This window comes from Pseudoduganella sp. GW821-FHT12E03 (assembly GCF_058807115.1).
The window spans coordinates 296,395-308,519 of the sequence record NZ_JBXAQJ010000003.1 but is presented as its reverse complement, the minus strand read 5'-3'; the positions used below and the strand labels follow the sequence as shown (position 1 = coordinate 308,519).

At 63.6% G+C, this 12,125-nt stretch carries 10 protein-coding genes; 3 read left to right on the top strand and 7 right to left on the bottom strand.

The window, feature by feature from the left end; translation table 11 throughout:
• Positions 1-31 precede the first annotated feature (31 nt).
• Genes AC1RRC_RS09215 through AC1RRC_RS09205 form a run of 3 tightly spaced genes read left to right on the top strand, consistent with a single transcriptional unit; the run spans position 32 to position 3,452 of the window.
• The gene (locus tag AC1RRC_RS09215) at positions 32-1,057 is read left to right on the top strand and encodes a glycoside hydrolase family 18 protein (RefSeq protein WP_493054990.1); all 1,026 of its coding nucleotides are present in this window, start codon (positions 32-34) and stop codon (positions 1,055-1,057) included.
• A complete protein-coding gene (locus tag AC1RRC_RS09210) occupies positions 1,054-2,244 on the top strand; it encodes an acyltransferase family protein (RefSeq protein ID WP_493054989.1) in 1,191 nt (396 codons plus the stop codon). The genes AC1RRC_RS09215 and AC1RRC_RS09210 overlap by 4 nt, the downstream gene beginning before the upstream one ends.
• Before the next feature lie 17 nt (positions 2,245-2,261).
• Positions 2,262-3,452 carry a DUF5009 domain-containing protein gene (locus AC1RRC_RS09205; protein WP_493054988.1) on the top strand — a complete coding sequence of 397 codons (1,191 nt, stop codon included), beginning with the start codon at positions 2,262-2,264 and terminating at the stop codon, positions 3,450-3,452.
• Between the two features lie 135 nt (positions 3,453-3,587).
• Here AC1RRC_RS09205 and AC1RRC_RS09200 read toward each other — a convergent pair whose 3' ends face one another.
• From AC1RRC_RS09200 to AC1RRC_RS09170, 7 genes are all read right to left on the bottom strand, one after another.
• Positions 3,588-4,895 (bottom strand): tetratricopeptide repeat protein, encoded by a 1,308-nt coding sequence (locus AC1RRC_RS09200; protein ID WP_493054987.1) that lies wholly within the window; start codon positions 4,893-4,895, stop codon positions 3,588-3,590.
• A gap of 95 nt (positions 4,896-4,990) precedes the next feature.
• The gene (locus AC1RRC_RS09195) at positions 4,991-6,118 is read right to left on the bottom strand and encodes an ABC transporter ATP-binding protein (protein WP_493054986.1); all 1,128 of its coding nucleotides are present in this window, start codon (positions 6,116-6,118) and stop codon (positions 4,991-4,993) included.
• A gap of 2 nt (positions 6,119-6,120) precedes the next feature.
• Positions 6,121-7,464 (bottom strand): MFS transporter, encoded by a 1,344-nt coding sequence (locus AC1RRC_RS09190; protein ID WP_493054985.1) that lies wholly within the window; start codon positions 7,462-7,464, stop codon positions 6,121-6,123.
• A gap of 29 nt (positions 7,465-7,493) precedes the next feature.
• On the bottom strand, positions 7,494-8,981 hold the full coding sequence (nagZ, locus tag AC1RRC_RS09185; RefSeq protein WP_493054984.1) for a beta-N-acetylhexosaminidase: 1,488 nt from the start codon (positions 8,979-8,981) through the stop codon (positions 7,494-7,496).
• Positions 8,978-9,793 carry a carbohydrate ABC transporter permease gene (locus tag AC1RRC_RS09180; RefSeq protein ID WP_493054983.1) on the bottom strand — a complete coding sequence of 272 codons (816 nt, stop codon included), beginning with the start codon at positions 9,791-9,793 and terminating at the stop codon, positions 8,978-8,980. The genes nagZ and AC1RRC_RS09180 overlap by 4 nt, the downstream gene beginning before the upstream one ends.
• Positions 9,790-10,650, bottom strand: coding sequence for a carbohydrate ABC transporter permease (locus AC1RRC_RS09175; RefSeq protein ID WP_493054982.1), 861 nt, complete (start codon positions 10,648-10,650; stop codon positions 9,790-9,792). The genes AC1RRC_RS09180 and AC1RRC_RS09175 overlap by 4 nt, the downstream gene beginning before the upstream one ends.
• A complete protein-coding gene (locus AC1RRC_RS09170) occupies positions 10,647-12,092 on the bottom strand; it encodes an ABC transporter substrate-binding protein (RefSeq protein ID WP_493054981.1) in 1,446 nt (481 codons plus the stop codon). The genes AC1RRC_RS09175 and AC1RRC_RS09170 overlap by 4 nt, the downstream gene beginning before the upstream one ends.
• Positions 12,093-12,125: the final 33 nt, after the last annotated feature.

Genomic DNA, 12,125 nt, shown 5'->3' with positions numbered 1-12,125 from the left:
CGGGAGTCCTGCCATTTTTTTGTCGAAAACCATGCGTACAATTTCTTCGCTCCTGATTCTTGCCGCACTGTCGCCGCAACTCAACGCGGCCGAACAGCCGGCCTTTGTCTACAGTCCCTATAAACACCTGGCGATGTGGAACGACCCCGCCACCAACATCATCACCGCGGCGCCCGGCGGTGTGAAAACGCCCTACATCGCTGATGGCCGCACGCCGTTCGGCAAGCAGCCGCTGACCTGGGCTTTTGCCAGCGGCGAATGCGGCGATGAACACTGGGGCGGCCAGCCGGCGCAGGCCGTGGCGGACGCCAACGTACCGGCGTTTGCGCAAGCCGGCATCGGCTACATTATTTCCACCGGCGGCCAGGGCGCGGTCTTCACCTGCGCCACCGATGACGGCATGGAGCGCTTCATACGCCGCTATGAATCGCCGCAACTGCTTGGTTTTGATTTCGACATTGAAGAAAATCAGACGCCGGAACAGATCGCGTCGCTGGCGGCGCGCATCGCCACCGCGCAACAACGGCGGCCGCACTTGCGCATGAGTTTTACCGTGGCCACGCACGCGGCATCCGATGGCAGCCATTACAGCCTGAACCCGACCGCGGAAGCCGTGCTGGCGGCCGTGCGCAAGGCCGGCATCCAAGGCTATGCGTTGAATCTGATGGTGATGGATTACGGTCCGGCCGCAAAGAAAGCGTGCGTGGTGCACCAGGTGAAGGGCAAGCCGCGCTGCGACATGGGCGCGTCCGCGCTGCAGGCGGCGCGCAACGTGCATGTGAAATATGGCGTGCCCTATGAACAGATTGAATTGACGGCCATGATCGGTGTGAACGACGTGGTGGAAAACGTGTTCACCTTGCGCGATGCGCAGACCGTGGCGCAGGGTGCACGCCGCCTGAAACTGGCGGGCTTGCATTACTGGTCGCTGGACCGCGATACACCGTGCACCCGGCCCGTCACCGGGGCGGACGCCACCTGCAGCACGATGCCGGGTGTGCCGGCCGGCGCCTACCGGCAAGCATTCGCGCGCGCGCTGGGCACGGTGGCGCCATGACGCTGAGGGTGGTGGAGGGTGTCGCGGCGGAGGGCGGCGCAGGGCCGCGGGCGCCTGGCAAGGCGGCGGGCGGTGCGCGGCGCTATCCGTCGTTGGACGTGCTGCGTGGCATGACCGTCGCCCTGATGATCATTGTGAACACGCCGGGCAACTGGAGCACCGTGTATGCGCCCTTGCTGCACGCGCAGTGGCACGGCTTCACGCCGACCGACTGGGTGTTCCCCACGTTCCTGTTCGTGGTCGGCAATGCGCTGAGTTTTACGCTGCCCAAATATGCGGGGCTGGGCAGTGGCGCGGTGCTGGCCAAAGTGGGCAAGCGCAGCGCCATCATCTTCGCGCTGGGTTTCCTGTTGTTCTGGTTCCCGTTCGTGGCGCCGGACAGCAGTGGCCACTGGGGGCTGATTCCACTGTCCGGCACACGCATTCCCGGCGTCTTGCAGCGCATTGCGCTGTGTTTTGCACTGGCGTCGCTGCTGCTGCATTTTGCCAGGGAAGCAGGGGCGTGGCTGTATTGCGTGCTGGCGCTGTTGGGGTATTGGGCGGTATTGGTGCTGGGTGGCGATCTGACGATGGCCGGCAACGCCGCCGTGAAGTTCGACCTGTGGCTGCTGGGGACCGGGCATTTATATCAGGACGAAGGCATGGCCTTCGATCCGGAAGGGTTGCTGGGCACGATCCCCGCCACCGTGAATGTGCTGGCCGGGTATTTTGCCGGGCGCTTGTTTGCCGAAAAAGGCGCGGCCTGGGAAACGTTGGCGCGCCTGATGCTCGCTGGTGGGGCTTGTATCGCCGTGGCGTTGTGCTGGAATGAAGTGCTGCCGTTCAATAAGAAACTGTGGACCAGTTCCTATGTGCTGTTGACGGTCGGGCTGGACTTGCTGGTGCTGGCACTGATGATTTATGGGGTGGAAATGCGCGGCGGCGGTGCGGGGCGGCGCTGGACGTATTTCTTTGAAGTGTTCGGCAAGAACACGCTGTTCATCTACCTGTTGTCGGAACTGGCGGTGGTGATGCTGGTGCGCACCCGCGTTGGCGCGCAGGACGCGTACGCCTGGCTGTATGGCGCCACCTTCGAGCCGCTGGCGCCGCCGCAACTGGCGTCGCTGCTGTTTGCCGTCACGTTCATGCTGGCGTGCTGGCTGGCGGGGTATGCGCTGGACCGCAACAAAATTTATATCAAGGTGTAGCGATGGGGTTTTCAGCGATGCCGGCACAACGCCTGGCCAGCCTCGATGCGTGCCGGGGCTTCGTGATCCTGGCGATGATCTGGGTGAATTATGTTGCCGGCATGCCCGGCATCCCGTACTGGCTGGAACACGCGGGCCCCCATGCCGACGGTATCACCTTGCCGGATCTGGTGTTTCCCGCCTTCCTGTTCATGGCCGGCATGGCGATCCCGCTGGCGTTGCGGCGCGATGCGCCGGGCGGTTTGACGTTGCCGTTGCTGGGGCGCCTGTTGTGGCGCGCGGGCAGCCTGATGGTGGCGGGCGTGGTGCTGGCCGAAGCGTGGCGCTACGACGAAGCGGCAGCCCTGTTGCCGCGCGCCCTGTACTTCACGCTGTTTTATGCGGCGATGCTGCTGTTGTGGCGCCAGCCTGCACCGGGCGGCCCGGCGCGCGGCTGGCTGTTCTGGCTGGGCGCGGGACTGATGGCGGCGCTGCTGGTGCTGTTCCGGGGTAAGACTGGCGACGGGGCGTCTTCCGTGTATTTGCAGCACAGCTGGTGGGGCATCCTTGGCATGATTGGCTGGGCCTACCTGGTGTGCGGCGTGCTGTATCTGGTTGTGCGGGGACATGATGCCGCGCTGTGGGGCTGTGGCTTGCTGCTGCTGGCCGTATACATGGGCGGCACCGATGGCTGGCTGCCGGTACCCAAGGTGCTCAACGCGTTCGTCAACGTGCCGCAAGTGCTGGGTTCCACGTCGCTCAATCTGCTGGCGGGGGTGCTGGCCGGACGCATCTTGCTGGCGCAAACTCCGGGGGCGCCGGGACGCGCCGTTTGGCCGCTGCTGGCGCTGGCGCTGGTCTTGCTGGCAGCGGGCCTGCTGCTGCGGCCCTTTTATGGCCTCAGTAAAATCCACGCCACGGCGCCGTATTCACTGGTATGCGCGGGAATCACGCTGGCGCTGTTCGTGCTGTTTTACTGGCTGTGCGATGTGCGGGGATGGCGTGGCTGGTGCGCCTGGCTGGTGCCGGCCGGTGGCAATGCGCTGCTGGCGTATATCGCGCCGGACGTGTGGGAGCAACTGGCGGCGCTGCTGCATGTGCCGCGCTTCTGGTGGCCGCTGTGGCAGCAGGGCGGGGCGATGGGATTGCTGAATGCGGCGGTGCTGGCGCTGGTGATGGTCTGGCTGGCGGGCGTGGCGACGCGGGCGGGATTGAAGCTGAAAATGTGATGCGGCGTCGCGGCGGCGCATGCATGGCGGCTTCCTGCGGAAACCGCCCTACGGAATTGACGCAACGGCCATAAAAAAACCGCCACCGGCATCAAGCGCGGTGGCGGTTTTCAACGGGGCGCAAGCCCCGGCTGATTACTTGGCTGCTGCGGCGGCGCCAGCAGGGATCGGACGGTTAGCCCACATCACCCAGTAGCGGGCCAGATCGCCACGGCCATCGGCCGGGTTGACGGTCGCCAGGACTTTTGCCGCTTCATCCTTCTTGCCAGCCAGGATATAGGAATAGCCCAGGCGCAGTTTGGCGTCTTCCGGGAACTTCGCGATACCCTTGGCGATACCTTTTTGCATCAGGTCCAGGCCCTTGTCGTACTGGCCCATGGTCACGTACACGTAACCCAGGTTGACCAGGCCGACGCCGTCTTTTGCCTTGGTGGCGGAAGCGATGCCGCTGTCGACGTTTTTCGCATCGTCAGCCGCGCCCTTGTTGGCCTTGTCGCGCAGGATCTTGTGCTTGCCGGCGTCCGGGCCGGTGCCCAGCGAACCTTGTTCGTAACCGGCATCCATGGCCGCCTTGGCTTCCGTGAAGAAGCCGCCCAGCACGGCCAGGTCAGCCAGGTCGTACAGGTCGTCGCCTTCCATTTTCGGCAGCACGGCTTTCTTCAGGCGCAGCATGTCCAGGTCCATGCGCATGTTGTAGCCATCTTTGCCGCGGGTGCGGTTCATCAACTCGTTCCAGTTGGCTTCGGTCGGGTAGTACTTGACGAACAGTTCCAGCGCGGACAGGTACGTCACCATATCCTTGCCCTGGGCCGCCGCGCTTTGCAGCAGTTTCAATTCGTCGACCGTCGGCGGCTGGCCAGCCGCTTCGCGCGCCGCGATGTCTTTCTTCGTTTCGGCCTTGACCGCGTTGAAGTCGTTTTTCAGGTACAGCGAGCGCAGGATCTGCAGGCGGGTCTTGGCCGCGTCGCCCGATTCCGTGCTGTAGCGGTTGTACCAGGTAATGGCCTTGTCGTAATCCTTTTGCTGGAAGTACGTATTGCCGGCCGCTTCGATGAAGTTCAGCTTGTCGCGTGGCGTCATGCGGCCGGAATCGACCATGGCTTCCAGTGCCGGCAACAGCATCGCCGTGTCTTCGCTGGCCGAACCCACGCGCACGCGCGCATCGTTCAGGATGAAGATTTCAAACGGGGTCAGGTTGGGCAGGGCGGCGCCCTGGTTGATGCGATTCTTGAGTTCCGCAAAGTTCTTTGCGGCCATCAGTTCCTTGACCTGGTTCGGGTCAATCAGCTTGTACAGTTCAGGACGGACGGTTTCCTGTTTTGGCGCTTCCGGCGCTTTTTCTTCAGCAGCCAAAACCGGAGACAGGCCAAGCACGGCAGGCGCAAAGTTCAGGCCGAGAACGGCTGCGAGCAGGCTGGTACGTGCGAAACGGAACTTGGTCATCGAGGTTACCCTTCATTCAGTCGAAAACAAACAGATATTGTCCCACAAAATAGCAGTTATGCTGAAATGTGGCGTGCGCAGCATTGTAACGTCTGTTAAGCGGCGCAGGTGGACAGTTCAGGGGCTGGAACAGTGTTACCGTTTGTATCAAACAGCAGGCAGCGCTGCGGCGGCAGGCGCAATTTTGCCCGGCTGCCGGGCGCCGGCGGCGCCTGTTCCGACAGGTGGCGAACCGCCACCATTTCTTCCATGCCGGCCAGCCGCACATAGACAATCGCCTGGTCGCCCAGGAATTCCACGTGACCGACTTCCACCGGCAGCAGGCCTGCTTCTTCCACTGATTCCGGCAGCAGCACCGCGTGTTCCGGACGCACGCCCAATGTGTAGCGCGCGCCGCGCGCCGCATCGCCGCCGGCCGCCGCCACTTCCACCACGCCACCGCCAGCCAGGCGCACGGCGATGAAGTCCGGCGCGCCGGCCACCGCTTCCACCGGCAGGAAATTCATTTTCGGCGAGCCCAGGAAACCGGCCACAAACTGGTTGGCGGGGCGGTGGTACAGCTCCAGCGGTGTGCCGACCTGCTCGATGCGGCCACCGGAAAACACCACGATGCGGTCGCCCAGGGTCATGGCTTCGACCTGGTCGTGCGTCACGTAGATCATGGTGGTCTTCAATTCCTGGTGCAGGCGGCTCAGTTCCACCCGCATTTGCACACGCAGGCTGGCGTCCAGGTTGGACAGCGGTTCGTCAAACAAGAACACGTCCGGCTTGCGCACAATGGCGCGGCCGATGGCCACGCGCTGGCGCTGGCCGCCGGACAAGTCTTTCGGCTTGCGCTGCAAATACGGCGTCAGTTGCAAGGTCGCGGCAACCCGTTCCACCGCAGCGCGGATGTCGGCCGGCTTGTGCCCGGCCAGCTTCAGGGCAAACGCCATGTTGTCGAACACGGTCATGTGCGGATACAGCGCATAGGACTGGAACACCATGGCGATGCCGCGCTCGCTGGGGGCAACGTCATTGGCCCGTTTGCCGCCGATGTGTAATGTGCCCGAGGTAATCGATTCCAGTCCCGCGATCATGCGCAGCAAGGTGGATTTGCCGCAACCGGACGGGCCGACAAACACCATGAATTCGCCATCGCGGATGTCGAGGTCGACGCCGTGGATCACCGTGTGTTTGTCGTCATAGCGCTTGACGACGTTGTGCAGGGAAACAGCCGCCATGGTCAGCCCGCCTCTGGCACGGAGTTGCCGGCCACGCCGGATTTGCCCGCATCGCCCGCATCGCCGGCATTGCCATTCTGGTCTTGCGGCTGCAGCGCTTCCATCGGGATCAACTGCGACATCACAGTGACGGGAATCGCCGCCAGCAGCACCCACAGGAAGAATTGTTCGTAGCCCAGCGCGACCTGGATATCGCCGCTGATCCAGCGGAACAGCACAAAGCCCAGTTGCATGATGCCGGTGGAAAACGCGTAGTGGGCGGTCTGGTATTTGCCCGGTGCCACCACCTGCATCATGTACAGGATCACGCCGACGAAGCCGAAACCATAGCCGAACATTTCCACGCTGAGCGCAATGCCGATCAGGGTCAGGTCGGATGGCAGCGCATGCGACAGATAATAAAACACCAGGTTCGGCAAGTTCATGGCCAGGATCAGGAACAGGATCGCGCGCTTGAGGCTGAGCCACGAGGTGAAATAGCCGCCGGCAATCGAGCCGATGATGAAGGCAATCGTGCCGCTGGTGCCATACACCGCGCCCACCTCGGAGGTGGACAGCCCCAACCCACCCTTGTCGAGCGCTTCGCGCAGGAACAGCGGGCCGATGGTTTGCACCTGGGCTTCGCCGGCGCGGAACAGGATGATGAACAGGATGGCGACCCAGATCCCCGGCTTGCGGAAATAATCGATGATGACTTCGCGCAGGGTGCGCGCGACACCGGCCGCCGTGTGGTCTTCCAGGCGCGCGTTGGGACTGACCGGCAGCGCCCACGCGTTATACCCGCCCAGCAGGCACATGGTCAGGCCCAGGATGCCGAAGATGACGGTCCAGGCCGAGGTCACGCCCTGGGTTTTCTCCAGGTAGCCGGCCAGCATCAGCAAGCCGCCCTGCGCCAGGAAACGGCCCGCGTTGAAAAAGGTGCCGGTCCAGCCGGCGTATTGCGCCTGCTCTTTCTTCGACAGCGACGCGATGTACAAGCCGTCGCATGAAATGTCGTGCGTGGCCGACGCGATCGACACCAGGAACAGCACTGCGATACTGGCGCTGAGCCAGAACGGGAATTGCAGCGCCAGCGCCACCAGTCCCAGGCACACGCCGCCCAGCAATTGCAGGCTGACGATCACCAGCTTCTTGCTGGGCGCCAGTTCCAGGAAGGGGCTCCACAATGGCTTGAAAATCCACGCCGCACCGAGAAACGCCAGCCAGTGCGTAATCTCGTCGTTGGACATGTTCATGCTCTTCATCATCTGGCCAAAGACCAGCGCGATGGCGAAGTAGGGCAAGCCCTGCGCCAGGTACAGCGAAGGGATCCACTTCAGTGGCATAGTGCGGCGTGCGGCGTCCATTGTTTTATTCCTCCCGGTTTTTATTGGATTTATTTAAAGCCTGGCACCGGGCATGCGCCGGCGGCTTCCAGCCTGCCTTCCAGCCACGCATTGACGGCGTCCAGCGCCGGCGATGCGAAGCCGTAGGTCATCAGTGCGGGAGAGCCGATGTCGAGCGCCTGGTAGGGATTCCACAGCGCCAGGTGCAGGTCGGGGCGCCAGGTGGCGCGCGGGTGGGGACCATAGCGCAGGCGCGAGGTCGAGGCCAGGATCGTATAGCGGCCGTCATTGGGCAGCGCGCGCCAGTCAAACGTGTCGGCGTCGGCAAAGGTAACCAGTTCCACGTCATACAGGCGGCCCAGCGATTCGGCCACCTTGGCGGCCGGCACGCCGGCTTCGGAGACGCCGTCAGACACCACATCCTGGCGCACCACCAGCCGCACTTTGGCGCCACGGGGCGGGCGCTGCGGATTGCCGCGCGCGGTCAGGCTGCGGCGCCAGCCTTCGGCCATGATCACGCGGTCGGCCGCGTCTTCCGCGTATGCGCCGGCCTTGCACGGATATTCCTGCGCCAGTGCGGCCAGGCGCGCCAGGCGCGCATCGACGCCGTCCTGGGGCAGGGTGTGGTCCGCCAGCGCGTTGGCGATGGCGGTCAGGGTTTCCTCCTGCGTTTCGCGGGTGCCCAGCGCCATCACCATGTCGGCGCCCGCCGCCAGTGCGCGCACGGCGGCGTTGCCGACGCCATAGCGGCCGGCAATCGCGTGCATGTCCATGCCGTCGGTGATGATGACGCCCTGGTAGTTCCAGCGCTGGCGCAAGATGCCGTCGAGGATGGCCGGCGACATGGTGGCCGGGTTGTCCGGGTCGATTGCCGGGTAGACGATGTGCGCCGTCATCATGGCCGGCGCGCTCGGGGCGGCCAGGCGGAACGGACGGAATTCAAAGTTTTCCAGCTGCGCCAATGGCTTGTCCACGGTCGGCAAGTCGCGGTGCGAATCGACATGGGTGTCGCCGTGGCCGGGGAAATGCTTGACGCAGCACGCCACGCCTTCCGCATGGCTGCCCGCCATCCAGGCCATCGCCAGTTCCGTCGCGCGCACCGGTTCGGCGCCAAAGGAACGTTCCGCAATCACCGGGTTGTCCGGATTGTTGTTCAAGTCCAGCACCGGCGCGAAATTCCAGTTGAAGCCCAGCGCCCTGGCGGCGCGCGCCACGGCGGCGCCGGTGCGGAAGCACAGGTCGGTATCGTCGGCGGCGCCCAGGCCCATGGCGGCCGGCGGCGCCGGCACCCAGGTCGAGCGCACCACGGCGCCGCCTTCCTGATCGATCGCGATCAGCGCTTCCGGTCCCATGATGGCGCGCAGGTCGGCCGTCAGCTTGGACAATTGTTCGGAATCGACCATGTTGCCGCGGAACAGGCAGACGCCGCGGATGCCGTTGCGGCGGATGAAGTCGGCGGTGTCGCCGTCCAGTTCCGTGCCGGGAAAACGGATCATGATTAATTGTCCGGCGATCTTGCGTAAGTCCTGATGTGTCATTTCACTGCTCCATCCATGCCGCGCATGAAGTATCGTTGAGTAAAGAGGAACGCTGCCAACGTGGGCAACACCGTGAGCACCGTGCCTGCTGCGATGACGCGCGTGCTGGAGCCGAAGGTGCCGCGCAAATACAGCACGCCCACCGACAGCGGAAATTCGTCCGGCTTGCTCATCACGATCGAGGGCCAGATATATTCATTCCATGCTTCCACCGCCGTCAGGATGCCGACCGTGGCCAGCCACGGCGCCACCAGCGGCAGCATGATGCGGGTAAAGATGATCCATTCCGAGGCGCCGTCCACGCGCGCCGCATCGATCAAGTCTTGCGGCACTTCTTCGAACGCTTGCTTGAGCAGCAGGATGGCCACTGCCGTCACCACGTTCGGCAAGATCACGCCGGCATAGGTATCGACCAGCGACAGCTTGGTGACGGTGATGAAATTGACGAGGAAATTGACTTCCGACGGCAGCACCATGGTGGCGAGGATCAGACCGAACACCAGTTGCCGTCCTTTGAAGCGCAGGCGCGCCAGCGGATAGGCCGCCATCGAGCACAGCACCAGTTTCCAGAACACGGTGAAGGCGGCGATCAGCACGGAATTCTTGAAGAATGCGAAGAAGGGAATCACGCGGAACGCTTCTTCGAAGTTCTCCAGCGACGGCGACTTCGGCCAGAACGTGGGCGGGAAGGCAAAGATGTTGCCTTCGGTGGACAGGGCCGTGACCACGGTCCACCAGAAGGGGAATACGCAGACCAGTGCGATCGCGCACAGGGCAAGGTAATGCATGGCGGTCGAAGCGCGGTGGTTCATTTTTTTCCCGGTTGCAGCCAGCGCAGGCACAGCATGGCAATGCCGATACAGAACACCGACACCACCATGCTGGCAGCCAGTGCGCGTGGCAGTTTCAAGTGTTTCAAGCCCTGGTCATAGGCGTAGTACAGCGCCGTGAAGGTGGAATTCATCGGGCCGCCCTGGGTCAGCACGTCCACTTCCTGGTAAGCCTTCAGCGCGGCCAGGACCGACAGCACGGAGCAGACGGCAATGGTGGGCTTGAGCATCGGCACGGTGATCTTCCAGAAGCGCTGCCAGCGGCTGGCGCCATCGAGCATGGCCGCTTCGTGCATGTCGGCCGGCACCGCCTGCAAGGCGGCCAGGTACATCACCATGTACCAGCCCAGGCCGCGCCACATGGTGACGAACATGATGCAAAACAGCGCCAGCGTGTCGTCGGACAGCCAGCCGACCGGCGCATTCACCAGGCGCAGCGTGGTCAGCACGTAATTCAGCGTGCCCTGTTCGTGGAACATGAAACCCCACATGATGCCGACCACCGATACCGTGGTCACCACCGGCACATAAAACGCGGCGCGGAACAGGCGAATGCCGGGCAACTGGTTATTGACCAGCACCGCCAGGCTCAATGCGCCGACTTGCACGAATGGCACCATCAACAGGAACACCAGCGAATTGCTCAGGCCGGTGACGAACATGTCGTTGTTGAAGATGTAGCGGAAGTTGTCCAGTCCGACAAACGACGTCGGGCGCACCAGGCTGTAATCGGTGAACGCCAGGTACGAACCATAGCCGACCGGCCAGAACGAAAACACCGCCAGCAATACCAGCGCCGGGGCCAGAAACAGCCAGGCTTGCAATGTGGCCCGGCTCATGGCGCCACCGCCATCGCCGCGCCGTCGTCCATCGGCTGCGCGGCAATCCCGTAGGGCGGCTTTTCCAAAGCCGCCGCGTTTGCAGGCCACAACGGTTTGGCACGACCTGCCCCCGGAATACTGGACATGGCGGTGTGCGCAGGCCAGGCACGCAATGGCGGGTTTGTAAAACCCGCCCTACGGGCATTGGCGTCCCGGTGCTTTTGTCCCGCAAGTTTCCGGTTCCAAACGGCCGCCGCCTCGTCGAGCGCGGTCTTGATGTCGGCGCGTCCCGTCACGCCGGCTTCCACCGCCTTGACCAGCACCCGCCGCAATTCATCGTAATCTTCTACGCCCGCCACGTACATGGTGCGCGCATGCGGCATCGACACGGCGCCGGCTGGCACTGCTTTTTCCGCCGCGCCGGCGCCGGCGGCGCGGGTAAAGAAGGGATCTTGCGCCGCGCGGCTTGCGGCCGGGTACACACTGGCCTGCTTGGCAAACGCCAGCTGGTTGGCGTCGTTGGTAAGAAAGCGCGCAAACTCGCCGATCGCGGGCAACTGTTTCGCTTCCACCCGCGCCGGCACGGCAAAGTGGATCAGCCAGCCACCATCGGCAATCCCGGTCGGCCCCAGCGGCGCCGGTGCGACATCGGTTTTCGCATAGATATCCCGCGCATCCGATTCGATGCGCCGCACGGCGGTGGGCGGCGCCAGCAGCATGCCGAGGCGGCCGCCTTTATAGGCGTCGATGGCGGCAGGGAAGTTGTCTTCGGCGAACAGCGCATCTTTCAGCAGGCCGCCGGCCTTGTACGTCAACGCCAGCTTTTCCAGCAACGCCACGTGCGCTGGCGTATTGAACGCGGCGCGTCCGTTCGCCAGCACGGGCAGGCCTTGCTGCATCATCAAGCCATCGATCTTGGACAGGGCGGGGCACAGTCCCGCCTTGCCGGTGCGCTGGGCAATCTGGCGCGCGAACGCCAGTTGTTCATCGAGCGTGCGTGGTGGCCGTTCGATGCCGGCGGCCTTGAAAATATCGGTGTTATAGGCGATCACGGCGACATTGCTGTACAGCGGGAAGCCGTAGGTCTTGCCGTGGAAGGTCAGGTCTTGCAGGGTGCTGGACAGGTATTGCGCGCGGTGGCCGTCCAGCAGCGCATCGACCGGTGTCAACAGGCCGTCGCGCGCCAGTTCATCGGCCCACGGCACGTTGAGGTTGACCAGCGCCGGCGGCGTGCCAGCCACGATGCGGGTCACCAGTTTGGTCTGGATGATGTCCCACGGGAAGTCGATCCACTCGATCCGCACGCCCGGATGCGTTGCTTCGTATTGCTTGACGACGCCTTCGAAGTAGGGCGTGAATTTGGGCTTCATGCTGAAGGTCCAGAATTCGATTTTTTCAGCGGAGGCTGAAGCGGCAAAGGCGAATGCCATGCTGGCGGCAAGCAGCTTGTATTTGGTCATGGCAGCCTCGTAGGGCGGCTTTTACAAAGCCGC